The organism is Actinacidiphila bryophytorum (assembly GCF_016916835.1).
Lineage (GTDB): Bacteria > Actinomycetota > Actinomycetes > Streptomycetales > Streptomycetaceae > Actinacidiphila > Actinacidiphila bryophytorum.
Genome location: NZ_JAFFIX010000008.1, coordinates 252,646 through 271,782, shown reverse-complemented (window position 1 = coordinate 271,782; position 19,137 = coordinate 252,646). Strand labels below are relative to the sequence as shown.

15 protein-coding genes are annotated in these 19,137 nt (G+C 73.8%); 10 read left to right on the top strand and 5 right to left on the bottom strand.

Features of this window, described 5'->3' with window-relative positions; translation table 11 throughout:
- Window positions 1–121 precede the first annotated feature (121 nt).
- From JT723_RS15010 to JT723_RS14970, 9 genes are all read left to right on the top strand, one after another.
- A complete protein-coding gene (locus tag JT723_RS15010; RefSeq protein WP_205045097.1) occupies window positions 122–769 on the top strand; it encodes a GntR family transcriptional regulator in 648 nt (215 codons plus the stop codon).
- Window positions 769–1,674: a dihydrodipicolinate synthase family protein gene (locus tag JT723_RS15005; protein WP_205045096.1), complete on the top strand. Its 906-nt coding sequence runs from the start codon at window positions 769–771 to the stop codon at window positions 1,672–1,674. The genes JT723_RS15010 and JT723_RS15005 overlap by 1 nt, the downstream gene beginning before the upstream one ends.
- Window positions 1,671–3,404, top strand: a complete 1,734-nt coding sequence (gene araD, locus JT723_RS15000; protein WP_205045095.1) for an L-arabinonate dehydratase — start codon at window positions 1,671–1,673, stop codon at window positions 3,402–3,404. Before JT723_RS15005 ends, araD begins: the two co-directional genes overlap by 4 nt.
- Before the next feature lie 77 nt (window positions 3,405–3,481).
- Window positions 3,482–4,399 (top strand): carbohydrate ABC transporter permease, encoded by a 918-nt coding sequence (locus tag JT723_RS14995; protein ID WP_205045094.1) that lies wholly within the window; start codon window positions 3,482–3,484, stop codon window positions 4,397–4,399.
- Window positions 4,396–5,292 carry a carbohydrate ABC transporter permease gene (locus JT723_RS14990; protein WP_205045093.1) on the top strand — a complete coding sequence of 299 codons (897 nt, stop codon included), beginning with the start codon at window positions 4,396–4,398 and terminating at the stop codon, window positions 5,290–5,292. Before JT723_RS14995 ends, JT723_RS14990 begins: the two co-directional genes overlap by 4 nt.
- A 5-nt stretch (window positions 5,293–5,297) precedes the next feature.
- Complete coding sequence (locus JT723_RS14985) at window positions 5,298–6,506, top strand: Gfo/Idh/MocA family protein (RefSeq protein WP_205045092.1); 1,209 nt, start codon at window positions 5,298–5,300, stop codon at window positions 6,504–6,506.
- An 8-nt stretch (window positions 6,507–6,514) separates the two neighbouring features.
- Window positions 6,515–7,321 carry a DUF6807 domain-containing protein gene (locus tag JT723_RS14980; RefSeq protein ID WP_205045158.1) on the top strand — a complete coding sequence of 269 codons (807 nt, stop codon included), beginning with the start codon at window positions 6,515–6,517 and terminating at the stop codon, window positions 7,319–7,321.
- A 23-nt stretch (window positions 7,322–7,344) separates the two neighbouring features.
- Window positions 7,345–8,691 (top strand): ABC transporter substrate-binding protein, encoded by a 1,347-nt coding sequence (locus JT723_RS14975; protein WP_205045091.1) that lies wholly within the window; start codon window positions 7,345–7,347, stop codon window positions 8,689–8,691.
- 112 nt (window positions 8,692–8,803) lie between these two features.
- Window positions 8,804–10,096 (top strand): pectate lyase family protein, encoded by a 1,293-nt coding sequence (locus JT723_RS14970; protein ID WP_205045157.1) that lies wholly within the window; start codon window positions 8,804–8,806, stop codon window positions 10,094–10,096.
- A gap of 231 nt (window positions 10,097–10,327) precedes the next feature.
- Here the strand turns inward: JT723_RS14970 and JT723_RS14965 are convergent, their stop codons facing one another.
- Genes JT723_RS14965 through JT723_RS14945 form a run of 5 tightly spaced genes read right to left on the bottom strand, consistent with a single transcriptional unit; the run spans window position 10,328 to window position 16,991 of the window.
- A complete protein-coding gene (locus JT723_RS14965; RefSeq protein WP_205045090.1) occupies window positions 10,328–11,353 on the bottom strand; it encodes a hypothetical protein in 1,026 nt (341 codons plus the stop codon).
- Window positions 11,350–13,875: an Hsp70 family protein gene (locus tag JT723_RS14960; RefSeq protein ID WP_205045089.1), complete on the bottom strand. Its 2,526-nt coding sequence runs from the start codon at window positions 13,873–13,875 to the stop codon at window positions 11,350–11,352. The genes JT723_RS14965 and JT723_RS14960 overlap by 4 nt, the downstream gene beginning before the upstream one ends.
- On the bottom strand, window positions 13,872–14,420 hold the full coding sequence (locus tag JT723_RS14955; protein ID WP_205045088.1) for a hypothetical protein: 549 nt from the start codon (window positions 14,418–14,420) through the stop codon (window positions 13,872–13,874). The genes JT723_RS14960 and JT723_RS14955 overlap by 4 nt, the downstream gene beginning before the upstream one ends.
- Complete coding sequence (locus JT723_RS14950; protein WP_205045087.1) at window positions 14,387–15,991, bottom strand: hypothetical protein; 1,605 nt, start codon at window positions 15,989–15,991, stop codon at window positions 14,387–14,389. The genes JT723_RS14955 and JT723_RS14950 overlap by 34 nt, the downstream gene beginning before the upstream one ends.
- 19 nt (window positions 15,992–16,010) lie before the next feature.
- A complete protein-coding gene (locus JT723_RS14945; protein ID WP_205045086.1) occupies window positions 16,011–16,991 on the bottom strand; it encodes a serine/threonine-protein kinase in 981 nt (326 codons plus the stop codon).
- Window positions 16,992–17,181: 190 nt separating this feature from the next.
- Here JT723_RS14945 and JT723_RS14940 point away from each other — a divergent pair, with 190 nt between their 5' ends.
- A complete protein-coding gene (locus JT723_RS14940) occupies window positions 17,182–19,122 on the top strand; it encodes a serine/threonine-protein kinase (protein ID WP_205045085.1) in 1,941 nt (646 codons plus the stop codon).
- The last annotated feature ends 15 nt before the right edge of the window (window positions 19,123–19,137 follow it).

The following is a 19,137-nucleotide window of genomic DNA, read 5'->3' as shown; positions in this document are numbered from 1 at the left end:
GCGGCCCGCCGCAGGGCGATCGCGCGCAGGGCATTGACGCCCGCCCCCTGCGGCCCTACCTTCATCGCGTCGTACTTCGTACGTCATATATGAGACGTCATACGCGAGATCTGAGAACCCCATGACTTTCGCTCCCACCCCGATCCCCTCCCGGACGCAGTACGTCCTGGAGGCGATCAAGCACCGCATCCTCACCGGGCAGCTCAGCCCGGGACAGGCCCTGGTCGAGGCGGACCTGGCGGCACAGTTCGGGGTGTCCAAGACCCCGGTGCGCGAGGCGCTGAAGACCCTGGCCGGGACCGGGCTCGTGGTCATGAGCCAGTACAAGGGCGTCACCGTGCGGACCGTGGACGCCGCGATGGCCCGTGAGGTCTACGACGTGCGCCTGCTGCTCGAACCCGAGGCGCTGCGCAGGACCATCACCCTGGACGCCTCGCTCGCCGCGGCGCAGGAGGCGCTGGAGCGGGCCGAGGACGCGCAGGACCGGGCCGACCGGAGCCTGGCCAACCGGGACTTCCACCGCGCCCTGTACCTGCCGTGCGGCAATCCGCTGCTGGCCAGGATGCTCGACGAGGTCCGCGACCAGGCGGCCCTCGTCTCCACCGTCGCCTGGGCGGCCGACCCCTCGTGGGAGCGGGAGGCGCACGAGCACCAGGAGATCCTGCGGGTCGCCCTGGCCGGCGACGCGCAGGAGGCGGGCCGGCTGCTGCACGCGCACATCGCGGACTTCGTCCGCCGAGCGTTCCCCGACGACCAGGAGGGCCTTTGATGGACCGGTCCGCGCTCACGACCGCACTCGCCGGTGTGGTGGCGATCCCGGTGATCCCGTTCGGCACCGGCGGAGGCATCGACAGACCCGCCTACCGGCTGCTGCTGCGCCGGCTGCTGGACGGGGGCATCGGCACCGTCACCCCGAACGGCAACACCGGCGAGTTCTACGCGCTCACCCCGCAGGAGCGGCAGGTGGTCGTGCAGGACACCCTCGCCGAGACCGCGCAGCGCGGCACCACCGTGATCGTCGGCGTCGGCCACGACCTGCCGTCGGCGATCGGCGCCGCCGAGCACGCCCGCGACTGCGGGGCGCACATGGTGATGGTGCACCAGCCCGTGCACCCGTACGTCTCGCAGGACGGCTGGGTCGCCTACCACCGCGCCATCGCCGAGGCCGTACCGGAGACAGGCGTGGTCCCGTACATCCGCAACCCGCTGCTGGACGGCAGCTGGCTGGCGGAACTCGGCGAGAGCTGCCCCAACGTGATCGGCGTGAAGTACGCGGTGCCGGACGCCGCCCGCTTCGCGGCCTTCGCCAGGGACGCGGGCCTCGACCGCTTCGTCTGGCTGGCGGGACTTGCCGAGCTGTACGCGCCCGCCTACTTCGCGGCCGGCGCCAGCGGCTTCACCTCAGGCCTGGCCAACGTCGCCCCGCGGATCTCGCTGGACATGCTCGCCGCGCTGCGAGCCGGCGACTACCCGGCCGCGATGAAGGTCTGGGAGCAGATCCGCGCCTTCGAGGACCTGCGCGCGGCCCGGCAGTCCGCGGACAACGTGACCGTGGTCAAGGAGGCGCTCGCGGCCCTCGGCCTGTGCCGCCGCGAGGTGCGGCCGCCCAGCAGCGCGCTGCCGCAGGCCCGGCGGGCCGAGGTCGCCGCGGCGGTGGAGGGCTGGGGACTGTGACCGGCGAGGACGAGAGCGGCCGCCCGGTGCTGCGCAGCAGCCGCTGGTACGAAGGCGACGGGCTGCGCGCCTTCAGCCACCGGGCCAGGACCCGGCAGCTCGGCTACCTGCCGCAGGAGCACCTCGGCAAGCCGGTGATCGCGGTGCTGAACACCTGGTCGGACATCAATCCCTGCCACAGCCACCTGCGCGAGCGCGCCCAGGCCGTCAAGCGCGGGGTGTGGCAGGCCGGCGGCTTCCCGCTGGAGTTCCCGGTCGCCACCCTCTCCGAGACCTTCCAGAAGCCCACCCCGATGCTCTACCGCAACCTGCTGGCGATGGAGGCCGAGGAGCTGCTGCGCTCCTACCCGGTGGACGGCGCGGTGCTGCTCGGCGGCTGCGACAAGACCACGCCCGCGCTGCTGATGGGCGCCGCCAGCGCCGACCTGCCCGCGGTCTTCGTGCCCGCCGGGCCGATGCTGCCCGGGCACTGGCGCGACCAGGTGCTGGGTTCGGGCACCGACATGTGGAAGTACTGGGACGACAAGCGCGCGGGCCTGATCGGCGACTGCGAGATGGCCGAACTGGAGAGCGGTCTTGCCCGCTCCGCAGGCCACTGCATGACGATGGGCACCGCCTCCACGCTGACCGCCGCGGCCGAGGCGCTGGGCATGACGATGCCCGGCGCGTCCTCGATCCCCGCGGTGGACTCCGCCCACGAGCGGATGGCCGCGGCCGGCGGCGCCCGCATCGTCGAGCTGGTGCTGCGCGACCTGAGGCCGTCGGCGATCCTGACCCGCGAGGCGTACGAGGACGCGGTCACCACCGTGCTGGCACTCGGCGGCTCCACCAACGCCGTGATCCACCTGATCGCGATGGCGGGCCGCTCCGGCGTCCGGCTCACCCTGGACGACTTCGACCGGCTGGCCCGTACGGTCCCGGTGCTCGCCAACGTACGCCCCGGCGGCCGGTACCTGATGGAGGACTTCCACTTCGCCGGCGGCCTGCCGGGACTGCTGTCCAGGATCACCGGACTGCTGCACCTGGACCGGCCCACCGTCGGGCACACCACCCTGCGCGAGCAGTTGGCCGGCGCCGCCGTGCACGACGACGACGTCATCCGCAGCGCCGGCGACGCGCTCGCCGGCGAAGGCGGGATCGCGGTGCTGCGCGGCAACCTCTGCCCGGACGGCGCGGTCATCAAGCACATCGCGGCCGAGCAGGACCTGCTCACCCACACCGGGCCCGCGGTCGTCTTCGACGACTACAAGACCCTGCAGGCCACCGTCAACGACCCGGGCCTCGGGATCACCGCGGACAGCGTGCTGGTGCTGCGCAACTCCGGCCCGCTCGGCGGCCCCGGCATGCCCGAGTACGGCATGCTCCCGATCCCCGACCACCTGCTCAAGCAGGGGGTCCGCGACATGGTCAGGATCTCCGACGCCCGGATGAGCGGCACCAGTTACGGCGCCTGCGTCCTGCACGTGGCACCCGAGTCCTACGTCGGCGGCCCGCTCGCGCTGGTCCGCACCGGCGACCCCATCACCCTCGACGTGCCGGCCCGCACCCTGAGCCTGGACGTCCCCGACGCCGAACTCGACCGCCGCAGGGCCGAGTTGCAGGCGCCGCCGGCCCGCTACGGGCGCGGCTACGGCGCCCTGTACCAGGAGCAGATCACCCAGGCCGACACCGGCTGCGACTTCCGCTTTCTGGCCGCACCCGGCCAGGTCCCGGAACCCTACGCGGGCTGACCCAAGGCCGCCCACCCGTCCGTCCGGGCGACCCGACCCCCCGGCACACGCCCTCCGTAGCGAAGGAGCCCCCGGTCATGGCCATCGCCGTGGCGAAGCAACCAGCCAACAACCGCAGCCGGCGCACCCGGCGCCTGCCGTATCTGCTGATAGCCCCGGCAGCCCTGCTGATGCTGGGCTTCATCGCCTACCCGATGATCAGCGTCCTCTACTACAGCCTGCAGGACTACAACGTCACCAAGCCCTGGCGCAACGGGTTCGCGGGCATGTCCAACTTCACCAGGATCTTCACCGACGACCCGCGGTTCTGGCACAGCCTCGACTTCAGCCTGCGCTGGGTCGTGGTGGAGATCGGGCTGCAGCTGGTCATCGGCCTGGCGCTGGCGCTGCTGGTCAACCAGACCTTCGTCGGCCGCGGCATGTCCCGCGCGCTGGTCTTCTCGCCGTGGGCGGTCTCGGGGGTGCTGACCACCACCATCTGGATGCTGCTCTACAACCCCTCGACGGGCATGACCCGTTACCTCGCCGACGCCGGGATCGGCTCCTACGGCCACTCGCTGCTGTCCGACCCGCACACCGTCTTCTGGGCCGCGGTGCTCGCCGAACTGTGGCGCGGGGTCCCCTTCTTCGCGATCCTGCTGCTCGCCGACCTCCAGTCGATCCCCAAGGACCTGTACGAGGCGGCCTCGGTGGACGGCGCGAGCCGGCTGCGGCAGCTGTTCCACATCACCCTGCCGCACCTGAAGGACGCCATCGTGCTGTCCACGCTGCTGCGCGCGGTCTGGGAGTTCAACAACGTCGACCTGCTCTACACCCTCACCGGCGGCGGCCCCGCGGGCCAGACCACCACGCTGCCGCTGTACGTGGCCAACACCGGCCTCGACGGGCACGACTTCGGCTACGCGTCCGCGCTGACCACCGTCGCCTTCGTGATCCTGCTGTTCTTCTCCGTCCTCTACCTGCGACTGAGCAAATTCGGAGGCGATCGCGCATGACCGCCGCACTCGTCGAGGAAGGCGCACTGATACCGTCCGCCGCCGTCCCCAGGCCCGGCCGCAGGCGCCGCGGACGCGGCCCCACCGACGGACCGCCGCGCTGGCAGATCTACCTGCCGCTCGGGCTGTACCTGCTGTTCACGCTCGTGCCCTTCTACTGGATGCTGCTCTTCGCGGTGCGCCCCGACGGCTCGACCTCGCTGGTGCCGTGGCCGGCCACCGGCGCGCACTTCGACAAGGTCTGGAACGACCGGTCCTTCGGGATCTTCTTCCAGAACAGCATGCTGGTCGGCGTCGCCACGCTGGTCCTGACCACCGTCGTCGCCCTCAGCGGCGGATACGCCCTGGCCCGCTTCCGCTTCAAGGGCAGGACCGCCTTCCTGATCGCCCTGCTGTGCTCGCAGTTCGTGCCCGGCGCACTGATGCTCGTGCCGCTCTTCCAGATCTTCCGGCACCTGCAGCTGATCAACTCGCTGTGGAGCGTGGTGATCTCGGAGACCGTCTTCCAACTCCCGCTGTCGGTCATCTTGCTGAGCGGGTTCATCCGCGGCATACCCGAGGCGCTGGAGGAGGCCGCCTGGGTCGACGGCTGCTCAAGGCTGCGGGCCTTCTTCGCGGTCGTGCTGCCGATGCTGCGGCCCGGGCTCGTCGCGGTGGGCTCCTTCGCCTTCGTGCACAGCTGGAACCACTTCCTGTTCGCGCTGATGTTCCTCAGCGAGCAGGACAAGCAGACCATCCCGGTCGGCCTGAACACCCTGATCGGCGCCGACAGCGTCGACCTGGGCGCCCTGGCGGCAGGCGGTGTCATCGCGGCGGTGCCCGTGGTGGTCGTCTTCGCCTTCATCCAGAAGTGGCTGATCACCGGCTTCAGCGCCGGTGCGGTGAAGGGGTGACGGGCATGAACACCACGAACGCGCTGAGCCGGGGCACCGCAGGGAGCACCGGCCGCCGCGAACCGGTGCGGGTCGTCCTGGCCGGCGGGCGCGGCCACGGCCACTGGCACCTGGCCAACCTGCGCCGGCTGGCGGCCCGCGGCATCGTACGGCTGGCCGGGGTGTGCGACGTCCAGCCGCTGGAGGCCGCGGCGCTGACCCGGCTCGGCCGCCCGGAACAGGGCGCCGACCTCGGGGAACTGGTCGAGCGGACCGCGGCCCAGGCCGTCATCGTCTGCACCCCGATCCACACCCACACCGACCTCGCACTGACCGCCGCGGCCCGCGGCGCCGACGTCCTGCTGGAGAAACCGCCCGCGCCGTCCCTTGCCGAATACCGGCGGCTGGTCGGCGGGTTGCAGGACACCGGAAGCGCCTGCCAGATCGGCTTCCAGTCGCTCGGCTCGCACGCCGTCGCCTCGGTGCTCGCGCTCGTCGAGGACGGCGCCATCGGCGAGCTGCGCGGCATCGGCGCGGCCGGCAACTGGGTACGCGAGGAGCACTACTTCACCCGCGCCGCCTGGTCCGGGCGCCGCCGCCTCGCCGGCACCGACGTGGTCGACGGCGTGCTGACCAACCCGCTCGCGCACGCGGTGGCCACCGCCCTGCACCTGGACGGCAGCAGCCGCGAGCAGGACGTCGCCGAGATCGGCACCGAACTCTTCCGCGCCCACGACATCGAGTCCGACGACACCTCGTGCGTGCGCATCCGCACCGCACGCGGCACCAGGATCGTGGTGGCCGCCACCTTGTGCGCGGCCGAGGCGGCGGAGCCCTACGTCGTGGTGCACGGCAGCCGCGGCCGGATCACCCTGTGGTACAAGCAGGACCGGGTGCTGCTCCAGCGCGCCGGACACGGCCCCGAGGAGCGGGTGCACGGCCGCACCGACCTGCTGGAGAACCTGCTCGCGCACCGCGCCGACGGCACCCCCCTGCTGGTGCCGCCGCAGGCCACCGGCGCCTTCATGCGGGTCGTCGAGGCCGTACGCACCGCCGCCGACCCGCAGCCGGTCCCCGGGTCCCTCTGGTACACCGTCGAGGGGGAGCGCTCCCACCGCCGGGTGGTCGACGGCGTGGACGACCTGGTCGCCGAGGCCGCCGAGCGACTGGTGTCCTTCACCGACCTCGGCGCCCCCTGGACGGTGTCCGCCCGCCGGACGGCGGCGCACCGGTGAGCGCCGGAATGCCGCTGCGCTGCGGCGACCGCACGGTCGGCCGCTACGTCCACCGGCCGGACCTGGACGGGCGGCTGTCCCCGCGCCCCTACCTGCACCCGCTGACCACCCTGGGCGGCGCCGCCGTCACCGAGCTGATGCCCGCCGACCACCTGCACCACCTGGGTGCGGGCATCGCGGTGCCCGACGTCGCCGGGCGCAACTTCTGGGGCGGCAGGACCTATGTGCGCGGCCAGGGACCGACCGAGCTGGACAACCATGGCGAGCAGCGCCATCTGCGCTTCACCCGGCAGGGCGGCGACGGCTTCACCGAGGAACTGTCCTGGATCGCGGGCGGCGCCGAACTGCTCCAGGAGCAACGGCAGCTGACGATACGTCAGATCTCCGACACCGCCTGGGAGCTGGACCTCGCCTTCACCCTGGCCAACACCACCGCGGAGCCGCTGCGTATCGGCAGCCCCGCCACCAACGGCCGCCCCGGCGCCGGTTACGGCGGCTTCTTCTGGCGCGCACCCCGCGCCGAGGCGGCCCCGCACGTCTTCACCGCGGGCGCCGCGGGCGAGGACGCCGTGCACGGCACCCGGGCCGACTGGCTCGCGCTGGCCGGCGAGCGCTGGACCCTCGTGCTGCGCGCCGCCGACCCCTGGTTCGTCAGGACCCGCGAATACCCCGGTGTCGGGTCCGCCCTGGCCTGGGACACCCCGCTGACCGTACCCGCCGGCGGCACCCTCGCCCGGCGGGTCGTCACCGCCGTCGCCGACGGCCGCCTCGGACCCGACGAAGCAGCCGCGCTCGCCGCCCGTACCACCCGATGATCCCGACAACCGAAAGAGCCGCCATGTCACAACCGCAGCACAGACAGCGCAGAGCCCGGCCGGCCGCCGGCATCGCCCTCGTCGCCGCACTCGCCCTGACCGCCACCGCCTGCGGTGACTCCGGCAGCGGTGACTCCGGCGGCGAGGGCAGCGGCAAGGGGAAGATCGTCTTCTGGGACAACAACGGCGGTGTCCGCACCGACGTCTGGAAGCAGATCATCGCCGCGTTCGAGAAGAAGTACCCCGACATCCAGGTCGAGTACGTCGGCATCCCGATCGCCGACGTGCAGAAGAAGTACGACACGGCGATAGCCGGCGGCGGGCTGCCCGACGTCGGCGGGGTCGGTACGGCCTACCTGGCCAACATGGTGGCGCAGAACGCGCTGGAGCCGGTGGGCGACCGGATCGACGGCAGCGACCTCAAGGGCAAGCTCGTCACCGGCATGGTCACCAGCGTCCAGGCGGCGGGCGGCCAGGGCAAGGAGATGTACGAGGTTCCCACCTCCGCCAACCAGGGCACCATCTGGTACCGCACCGACCTGTTCAGCGCGGCCGGCCTGCAGCCGCCCACCACCTGGTCGGCCTTCTACGCGGCGGCCGACAAGCTCACCGCGGCCTCGGACAACAAGTTCGGCTTCACCATCCGCGGCGGCAAGGGCTCGATCGCCCAGGCCCTGGAGATGATGTACGCCCAGTCCGGCATCGAGAGCTTCTGGGACGGCGACAAGACCACCGTCAACGACCCGAAGAACATCGCGGCGTTGGAGAAGTACGTCGGCCTGTACAAGAAGGCCACCCCCGAGGCGGACCTCAACAACGACTTCGTCAACATGGTCGCCGAGTTCGACCACGGCAACGTCGGCATGCTGCAGCACAACCTCGGCTCGTACAACGACCACGTCAAGGCGCTGGGCAAGGACAAGGTCGACGGCATCCCCCTGCCGCCCTCGCAGGACGGCGGGGTGCGGACCATCGTCTCCAACCCCGTCGACGGGCTCGGGCTGTTCAAGTCCGGCAAGAACAAGGCCGCCGCCTGGAAGTTCATCGAGTTCGCCGCGTCCGCGCCGATGAACAGCCTGTGGAGCCAGTCGGCCGCGTCCATCCCGGCCAACACCGGTGCGGAAAAGGACCAGTGGATCAACGAGTCCAAGCCCACCAAGGTGGCCATGGACTCGCTCAACGACCCCAAGACGAAGATCGTCCAGTTCCCGTACTACCTGCCGGACTGGAACACCATCACGAAGGCCGACACCGAGCCCGACTTCCAGAAGGTCCTGCTCGGCAAGATGACCGCCAAGGAGTTCGCCGACGAGCTGGCCGGCAAACTCAACGACGCCCAGGCGGACTTCGCCCAGCACAACAAGAAATGACCCCACGGCGGGGGCCGGCCCCCCGAGCGCCGGCCCCCGCCGCCCCCCTTTCCCACCCCGACATCTCCGCCACCCCCCACTGGGAGCCGCAGTGCGCAAGAGCCATGTCCCGATGATCGCCGTCCTGGTCTCCGCAGCCCCCCTGATGCTCGCCGCCGCACCCGCGCACTGCGGGACCGGCCAGAAGCTGCCGCACTACGCCCGGCAGGCGCTGCCGGCCGGTGACGGCTGGGCCTCGCAGGGCGCGGGCACCACCGGCGGCGCAGCCGCCGACGCCGCCCATGTCTTCACCGTCACCAACCGCGCAGAACTGGCCGCCGCCCTGGACAACGGCAGCGCCACCCCCAAGATCATCCAGGTCTCCGGGACCGTCGACGGCAATGCCGACGACACCGGCGCCCCGCTGTCCTGCGACGACTACGCCACCGACGGCTACAGCCTGGACGCCTACCTGGCCGCCTACGACCCGGCCGTGTGGGGCATGGACGAGGTGCCGGCAGGACCCCAGGAGGACGCAAGGGCCGCGTCCGCGGCCAAGCAGGCCGCCCGGGTCGAGCTGAAGGTCGGCTCCAACACCACCATCGTCGGCGTCGGCCGCAACCCCAAGCTGCTGGGCCTCGACCTCCAGGTCAGCGGCTCGGACAACGTCATCGTCCGCAACCTCGCCTTCGAGGACGCCTTCGACTGCTTCCCGCAGTGGGACCCCACCGACGGCGCCACCGGCAACTGGAACTCCGAGTACGACAACCTCGTCGTCACCGGCTCCACCCACGTCTGGGTCGACCACAACACCTTCACCGACGGCCGCCGCCCCGACGCCGACCAGCCCTTCTACTTCGGGCGGATCTACCAGCAGCACGACGGCGAACTCGACGTCGTCAAGGGCGCCGACTACGTCACCGCCTCCTGGAACGCCTTCACCGACCACGACAAGACGCTGCTGTTCGGCAACAGCGACGGCGCCGCCGCCACCGACGCGGGCAAGCTGCGCATCACCTTGCACCACAACCTCTTCAAGGCCATCGGCGAGCGCGCCCCGCGGGTCCGCTTCGGCCAGGTCGACACCTACAACAACCACTACCTGGTCACCGACGCGGCCGACTACGTCTACAGCCTCGGCGTCGGTTTCCAGTCCCAACTGGTCGCCGAGAGCAACGCCTTCACCCTGCCCGCCGGCGTCACCGCGGACCGCACCATCGCGTACTGGAAGGGCACCGCGATGACCGAGGACCACAACTACGTCAACGGCCGCATCGCGGACCTGCTCGGCGCCTTCAACGCCGCCAACCCCGCCACTCCCATCGCCCAGGGCGCGGGCTGGACGCCGACGCTGCGCACCCGCGTCGACGACCCGCGGGCCGTCCCGCACATCGTGGACGGCGGTGCGGGCGCGGGGCGGCTGTGACCTTCCGCATGGCCGGTAAGCGCTTCCTGGATGGGCGCTGATCAGGCATCTCCTGCTCAGGTGACATCCCAGCAAGCGATTGTGAAGGTGCCTCAGGACGGCCCGCGCGGCGGGCGCGGCGGCCCTGCCGCCGGCCCGAGCGGCTTCCCCCCACCACCGCCACCGCGTCCGCGACCGGGCAGAACCGGGCCGGCGGAACCCCCCTCCCGGGGGTCCGCCGGCCCGGCGCCGTCACGGGGTGCCGACCAGGACGGTGACCGTGTTGTTGCGGGCGCGGTCGGCCGCCGAGTCGTCGGGGTAGGGCGGGTGCAGTGTGCCGGTGCTGCGGATGCCGACCGCGGCCGGCGGGATGCCGGCCGCCGCCGCCAGGTGCCCGGCCGCCGCCTGGGCGCGGGCGAAGCCCAGCGTGATCCGGTCGGTGACCGCGGCGCCGCGCGGCAGCGGCCGGTCGTCGGTGTGCCCGGTGACCACCAGCGGCCCGCTCACGCCCGCCCGCCGCAACCGCCGCCCGAGGTCGTCCAGGGCCGCCGCGCCCGCGGCCGTCAGCCGGGCGTCGCGCCCGAAGAGGCCCTGGTCGAAGACGACGACCAGGGCGTCGCCCTGCCGTGAGACCGTGCGCCCCGGCCCGCCGATGTCCGGGGGAGGCGGGGCGGCGGGGGACGGCGTCACGGGGGAGGGCTGCGGCGCCGCGGCGGAGGCCAGGCCGCTGAGCCCGCTGTCCACCCGGGTGCCGAGCGCCTCCAGCCGCCCGGCGAGCGTCGCCTGCCCGTCCCGTACCGCCGCCAGGTCGGTGCCGGTGACCCGGTCGGGGTCGGCGTGCGTGCGCGGCAGCAGGGCGCCGGCGACCGCCGCACCCGCGGCGGCTGCCACCACGGCCGCCGCGGCGGCCCGCCGCCCGGCCGACGGCCGCGCCCGCCCAGCCAGCACGGCGGCGATCCGCCGCCGCCCCGCCCCCGCCGCGGTCGCCGCGGCCGGCCGCGGGTCGCCCTCCTCGACGCGCGCCCACAGGGCGTCCGCCGCGGCCAGTTCGCCGCGCTGGGCGTGGATCCGCGCCAGCAGGTCGAGCACCGCGGGATCGGCGGACCCGCTGCCCCCGAGCGTGTCCAGCAGCATCCGCGCCTCGCCGTACCGCCCGCCGCGCGCGGCCCGCGCCGCCACCGCCAGCACCTGGCCGGGCTCTGCCGCACGCGCCGGGCGGGGTGCGTCGCCGGGCTGCCCCCTGCGCGGCCCGGCGACGCGGCTCTGAGAGGTGGTCACCGCTGCCGCCGCACGGTGGTGTCGGCCGGGGTGTCGCTGCGGGACCCGCTGAAGGGCACCAGGCGGCCCAGGTCGATGACGACCGACCGCAGCCGGGAGATGTCGTCTGCCGCCAGCGCCGCCGCGCCCTCCTGGAGCAGCCGGACCACCCGGGGCTCCGTGCTGCCGGAGAAGGTCTCCTTCAGCGAGGCGAAGCGCAGCACCGGCAGCTGGTCCGCGGAGTCCAGCACCCGCAGCCCCACCCCGCGCACCGCGTCCGTCGCGTGCTCGACCAGCGTCGGGTCGCCGGTCTCGATCGCCGCGTCCAACTGGCGCTCCGCCTCGGCCAGTTCGCCCCTGGCGGCGGCGTCGCCGTGTTCGTCCACCGCGTCGCGCACCCAGCTGCGCACATCGCCGGCCGCCCGTACCAGCTGCGGCAGTTTCAGTGCCTCCTCCGCCTCGTCCAGTGCCGTCTCGGCCTGCCGCAGCCGCTCCTGGACGACGGCGGCGCCGTCCGGGTCGACGCCCGCGGACTCCAGTTCGCGGTCGATCCCGCCGATGCCGCCGTCCTGGTCGAAGCCGTCGAGCAGTTCGGTCGCGCGCCCGGCGTCCGACCTGCCGGCCCGGTTGCGCAAGGTGGCGTACTGCGCGGCCACCGCCCGGCTCTGCCGGCGCAGTTCCGCGACGTCGGGCGCGTCCCTGGCCAGTTCGACGTCGATCTCGAACTCCTCGTCCAGGATGGGGATGTACGCGTCGACCCGGGTGCGGAAGCTCTGGTCGATCTCCACGGTGACCTCGATCTCGCTGCCCAGCGGCACGTCCCGGGAGATCTCCTCCGGGCTGATGTCCAGCTGCCCGACGACCGGGTTGCGGTCGCCGCGGGCGCGCTCGCCCTGCACGATGGGCACCCGGATCAGGCCCTGCCGCCCGCCGCGCCGCACATCCACTGTCGACTCCAGCACCAGCCGCCCGCTGGCGGGGAGTTCTGTGCCCTTGCGCAGGATCCACGCGACCTCGTTGCCCTCGACCCACACCCCGACCGAGTGGCTCATGGTCGCGTCACCGCCGACGAGCGCCAGCTGCTGGTAGACCGTGCGGTCGGGCCTGGTCGGCTGGAAGGAGCCCTGGGCGGTGCGGAACTCGATCGCGTACGAGTTGTGCGCACCGCGCGCCTTGAGCCGGGTGGCGAAGCTGCCGTCCGCCCCCAGCGGCACCTGGCCGCTGCGCCACTGCGGGCGGCCATCCGCGTCGTCCACGAACTCGACCGTGCAGCCGGTCCAGTCCCGCGGGCTGCCGTCCGCGGTGCGTGCCGTGCCGCCCACCAGCGGGTCGCTGCTCCGGCCCGTGGGTTTGTGCGCGAAGTCCAGCAGCACGTCGCCGGCCTGCGCCGAAGCGTCGAGGAACGACTGCGGCAGCCGCTGGGTGCGCGCGAAGACCGCCGCCCCGCGGGCCACCACCGTGACCGGGTCGAGGCTGTGGTCGAGCCGGATGCCCAGGCCCTCCGCCGGGTCGGCGAGCAGCTCGCGCAGCGCGGGTGCGAGCGTGGCGCCGCCCACCAGCAGGACCCGTTCGATGTCGGCGGGCGCGAGCCCCTTCTCGGCGAGCGCCCGCCGGCACAGCTCCACCGAGCGCCGGTAGAGCGGCATCGCGAGCCGCTCCAGGTCCGCCCTGGCGATCTCGTGCACGAAGGCCACCGACTCGCCGCGCTCACCGGTGAGTTGGACGTCGATCTCGGCGGCGGGGGAGTGCGACAGCTCGATCTTCGCGTCCTCGGCGGCCTGCTTGAGCTTGGCGATGTTGCCCGCCTGCCGCGGGTCGGCCCGGTCGAGCGAGGCCATGCCGTCCTCGGTGCGCGCCGCGGGGATCAGCAGGTCGTCGACCAGCATCCAGTCGATCAGCTTGCCGCCGAGGAAGTTGTCGCCCGCGTGGTTGACGACGCCGAACTCGCCGTCCTCGATCTGGATCACCGACGCGTCGAAGGTGCCGCCGCCCAGGTCGTAGACCAGCCAGAAGCCGCGGGACGGCACATCGCAGGCCGCCGCGCTGTACGCCCACGCGGCCGCGGTCGGCTCCTGCAGCAGCGGGGCGAAGTCCAGGCCGGCCAGCTTCGCCGCCCGCCGGGTCGCCTCGCACTGGTCGAGTTCGAAGGCCGCGGGCACGGTGATGACGGCCGCCCCGATCTCCTCGCCGAGCGCGCTGCGCACGTCGGCGCGCACCGACTTGAGCACCTCGGCCGACAACTGCTCGGGCGTCATGGTGCGTCCGGAGCCGGCGAACTCGCGCACCGCGTCCCGCAGGCCCATCTGCAGTTTGAATTCGGCGTGCGTGTTGGCCGGGTCGACGTCGAGCCGCGCCCTGGCGCGCTTGCCGACGACGACCGTCCCCGACCGGTTGATGTGCACCGCGGACGGTGTGTACTCGTCGCGCAGGTTGTTGCGCACGATGTCGGCGCCCGCCCCCGTCGAGGCGGCGATGGCGCTGTTGGTGGTGCCCAGGTCGATGCCGAAGTCGACGGTCTCGCGGGTCGTGTTCTGCGGGGTCACAGGTCCTGCTCTCCTTCCGGCTGGGCCACGATGACCTGGCCCATCTGGATACGGCGGCCGTCCCGGTAGACCGAGGGCCGTACGGTTTCGTGCACGGTCTCCCGGGTCGCGCCCGGGACCGGCTGGTACGCCAGCACGTCGAGGGTCAGGCCGATGTCGAACTCGGTCCCGTCGTGGTCCTCCGCCCGCACCCCGGCCTTGCCCAGCGCGTCCTGCGCTGCCCGCAGATGGCGGGACTCCTTGCGGCGGGCCGCGGCCCCACCGGGACCCCGGTCGTCCGGCGGCGGCTCGGCGAGCTTCCTGCCCAGCCGCCACAGCTGCGTCGCCAGGTCCGCGAGGTCGGCGTCCGAGGCCTGCGCCGCCGCTGCTGCCCGCGGCTCCGGTACCGCGGGCGGCTCGGGCTCCGGTACGGGCGCCGGCAGCAGCCCGGCCGGCGGGTAGTCGTCGGCGATGCGGAACTCGGCCGACTGGCGGCGCTGCCGCAGGTGCCCGCGCAGCCGCTCCGCCCGGCTCACCGGTGCCGCCCCCGGTCCCAGCGCGACCACATGCGGACCCGCTCCTCGCGGACCTTGCTCAGGAAGACGCCGTAGCCGAACCACAGGGCGGGCACCGCCACCGCGGCGGCCGGCACGCCCACCGTCAGCAGCAGCACCACGACCGGCACCATCAGCACCGTCCACCGCCGCGTCCAGCGGGCCCGCCCGGTCAGCGGCACCTTGGCGCGCACCCCCGAGTCGTCCCGCACGTAGGCCGCCAGCGGCAGCAGCGGCAGCCAGCACAGGGTCAGCACATGGGTGACCCAGACCAGGCCCTCCGGGTTCGGCGCGCCGGCTCGCAGGGCGTGCACACCGCAGCCGAGCAGGCGCCCGGTGAAGGGCTGCCGGGTGACGGGTGCGGCCACGCTCCTGCGGTCGGTGGCCAGGGCGAGCAGCTGCCTGCCCAGCTCCTTGTCCCTGGCCGCCACCCGTGCGGCCATCGCCCGCAGGAAGGCCGCGGGCCGCTCCACCTTGCCCTCGACGCACATCTCCCGCAGTCTCGGCGGCAGGTCGTCCGACGGGCCGGTGGGCGCGGCGTTCCTGCTGTGCGAGACGACGTCGACATTGCGCTCGATGAGGTCCCTGGTGCGCTGCACATGCGCATATCCGGCGGCCGCGGCCAGCACGCCCAGCGGCGCCCTGACCCGCCCGGTCGCGTGGAATTCGCCGACCGCGCACTGGTTGAGCGCCGAGGCGATCTCCTCCTCCAAAGCCGAGGTCAGGGCGGCGTCCGCGCCCAGGACGGTGCGCACCACCCCCAGCGGTTCGCCGATCCGCTCCAGCAGCGCCGCCGCCGCGGGGCCGCCGTCCCCCTCCTCGGCGCTAACCGCCTCGCGCGCGGCCGTGCACGCGGCGCGCAGCGCCGTCTCGGCGGGCCGCACCACCTCGCGCAGCGCGTCGGCCACCGCCCGCTCGGGCAGCGGCGAGGCGTGCAGCAGCGCCACCAGCCGCCCGGCCCCCGCTGGCCTGCCCCGCACCACCTCGCGCAGCGCCAACTCCGCGGTCACCGACGCCAGATGGCGCGGCAGCCGGTCCCGCAGCCGCCGCACCGTCCCGGTCGTCAGCCGCGGGTCGCCGATCTCGGCCACCCGCCGCTTGGCGTGGTCCCACAGGCCGTGGCCGGCGAGCACCGACGCCCACCCGGCAAGCGACGCCGTCCACAGCGCATCCAGCCGCGCGGCCTCCGCGGACCCCGGCTCGTACGGCCCCGCCGCCTCGCCCTCCACCGCCTCGCGGTGCTCGCGCGCGGCCTGCGCGTGCTGCTCGGCGCCGCTCCACGCCGGCTCCGAGCGCCCCTGCGGCCACAGCAGTTCGTGGACGAGGCGCGCCACCGGGTCGCGCAGCGTCTCGTACGCCGCCCGCAGCGCCTCCTCGCCGTCCGGCGCGGCCGTCCGCGCCGCCGCGCCCGCCGCAGGAGCGCCGAGCCTGCTCATCAGCAGCGCCTCCTCGCGGGTCCTGCGCACCGCCGCGGGTGTCGCGTCCGCGGGCAGGCCCGTGACCACGAAGGCGTTGCCCCGGTAGAGGTCCGTACCCGAGATCCTGGCCAGCACCGGTGCCAACTCGTCCCCAGGCGCCGTCATCGCGCACCGTCCGCCCTGCTCATCGCCGCCCTGCTCCCTCATCCGTGCCGCCGCTCGTCCCTGATCCGCCGCTCCCGGTCCCCGGTACGTGCCGGCCGCCGCGCAGCCGCTCCGCCCGCCGCTCGAACCGCCCGGCGAGCACCCCCGCGTCCGGAGTGCGCAGTTCGCGGTCCACGGCCAGCGCTTCCAGCACGATCCGCTCCAACTCCGGGTCCACGTCCGGGTTCAGCTCGCCGGGCGACGGAGGGGGCGCGCGGCGGTGCGAGCCGGTCATCCAGCCGGCCAGGCCCCGCGGGTAGGGCAGCCGCCCGGTCAGCAGCAGGTAGCCGACGACACCCAGCGCCCACACGTCGCCGCTGCGCGAGTCACCGCGGAAGCCCAGCAGCGTCTCGGGCGGTGTGAACGCCGGCACCCCCTGGGCGCCGGCCAGTCCGGTACGCGGGTCGGTGCGGGTGGCCAGGCCGAAGTCGCCGAGCCTGGCCCGGATCGGCTGCGCGCCGTCGCCGTCCAGACCCACCAGGATGTTGTGCGGGGTGATGTCGCGGTGCACGATCGGCGGCCGCGCGGCATGCGCGAGCGCGAGCCCCGAGCTGACCTGGCGCAGCACGCATTCGGCCGCCGCGACCGGCACGTGGCCCGTACGCTCCAGCCACCCGTCCATGAAGCGCGCCAGGGTGCCGCCGGCGACGTACTCCATGGTGAAGTAGGCGCGTTCACCCGTTGCGGTGGGCGTGGTGCCCGCGTCGAAGACCCGCACGATGTTGGGGTGCCCGAGCCGGGACAGCAGCACCGCCTCGGCCAGCAGCGCGTCCACCGCGGCGCGGTCGGCGACCTGCCGGAAGACCTTCATCGCCTGCCGCCCCAGATAGGGGTGCCGCACCCGGTAGACCTCCGCGTAGGCGCCCTGCCCGAGATAGCGCTCCACCAGGTAGCCGGCGCCCACCGTGCCGCCCTCGCGCAGCAGCGGCCGCCGGGCGGCGGACTCCTGCCCCTGACCCATCGCGCCCGCTCCTTCCCGTGCCGTCGCCGCGGACCAGCGGACCGTACGGCCGGCCGCCCGGGACCGGTCCCGGAACGGGCCGCAGCCCCGGTGACGGAGAGGTGCAAGTGGCGGCCGGGGCAGGCCGGGTGCAGTACGCTCCTTGCGCTGGAGCGGGCACGAGGCGTGATCTGTGCAATGGAGCGGCGCGGTGCGGGGAACGGCGGAGATCGGTGACGAAGTAGCCGGGCGCTATCTGCTGCGAGAACGCATAGGCGCCGGCGGCATGGGCGTCGTCTGGCGGGCCTACGACCGCGAACTGGACCGCACCGTCGCCCTCAAGTGCGCCCGCATCGACGACGCGAGGGCCACAGGCCGGCTGCGCAGCGAGGCCCGCAACGCCGCCCGCCTGCACCACCCGCACATCGTCGCGGTCTTCGACCACATCGAGGACGGCGGCCAGAGCTGGCTGGTCATGGAGTACGTCCGCTCCCGCAGCCTCGCCGCCGTCGTCGCCGACGACGGACCGCTGAGCCCCGAGCAGGCCGCCGTGATCGGCTGGCAGATCGCCGACGCGCTCGCGACCGCCCACGCCAAGGGCGTCGTGCACGGCGACGTGACGCCGGAGAACATCCTCGTCACCGACGACGGCATCGCCAAGCTCGCCGACTTCGGCATCTCACGCGCCCTGTGGAGCGACGACACCCGCGACAGCCTCAGCGGCGGTGTGCCCGGCAAACCCCGCTACCTGGCCCCCGAGGTGGCCAAAGGCGAACCCGCGAGCCGGCAGTCCGACCAGTTCTCGCTGGGCGCCGCGCTCTTCGCCGCCGTCGAGGGCCGGGTGCCCTACGGCGAGGCCGAGAGCCCGCTCGCCTACATCGGGCGGGCCAGGGACGGCCACATCGAACCGCCCCGGCAGGCCGGCCGGCTCACCGGGCCGCTGACCGCACTGCTGCGGGTCGACCCCGGCAGCAGGCCCGCCGCCGCCGAGACCCGCGACCTGATGGCGGAGGTCGCCCCGCCGTCGGAGGCGGTACGCCGGCTGCACAACGAGGGCGCCGACCTCGGCCGGCGCCGCGGCCTGCCGCCGCTCGGCCCGCCCGGCCGGTGGGGCGGGCGCCGTACCCGGGCCGCGCTGGGGGCGCTGGTGCTCGCCGCCGCGGCAGCCGCCGTCCTGCTGTCCCTGAGCCCCTGGGACGACGGGTCACCGGCCCAGGCCCGGTCCGGCAGTTCCGCCACCCGCGCCAGGCCCGGCGCCGGCGCCACCACCTCCGCGCCGACCGCCCCCGCGTCCCCCGCCCGCAGCGCGCTCGGCGACCCCCGCAGCGCCGACCCCTGCTCGGTGCTGGCCACCGCACCGCTGGCCCGCTTCGGCAGCACCGACCTGGTCACCGACTACGGCAACTTCGACCGCTGCGACGTCCTGGTGGGACCGCCCCGGCAGGACCCGGCCGTGGACGTTGCCGCCACCCTGCTCGGCAAGGACGTCGAGGCCGGCTCGCACATCCCCACCCGCAGGACCGGCAACGTGACGGTGGCGTCCGAACCCCTCGACGGCGACGAGTGCGACCGCACCCTGCAACTCGACGACGGCAACCACATCCAGATCATGGCCCGGCTCACCGGCGACAGTGGACCCGACCTGTGCGCCATGGCCGACGCCGCCACCGACCACGCGGTGACCGTGCTGCGCGCCGGGACCGTACCGCGCCGCCCGTCCGCCGCCGTCCCCGCCTCGCTCGCCACCGCCGACGCCTGCTCCCTGCTCACGCCCGCGGCCATCGGCGCGGTCCCGGGCGGCGTCCACGCCGACGACCCCGACCGGGACTTCGGCAACTGGGGCTGCCACTGGGGCAGTTCCGACGGCGACAGCGGGATCGACCTGGTCTTCGACCGCAACTCCCCGCCGCTGGACACCAGCGACGGCACTCCCGTCCGGCTCGGCGGCGCCAAGGGCTTCGTCAGCCCCGAGTACGAGGACCGGGGCACCTGCACTCTGCGGCTGGTCAACCGCGACTTCACCGACATCACCGGGCAGCACGTCGAGGAACTCGTCGAGCTGACGGTGTCGGGAAGCGGCGCGGTGGGGAAACTCTGCGACACAGCCGAGCAGTTGGGCACGGCGGCCGCGGCACGGCTGCCCGGCCGCTGAGCGGGCGCGCCCGCG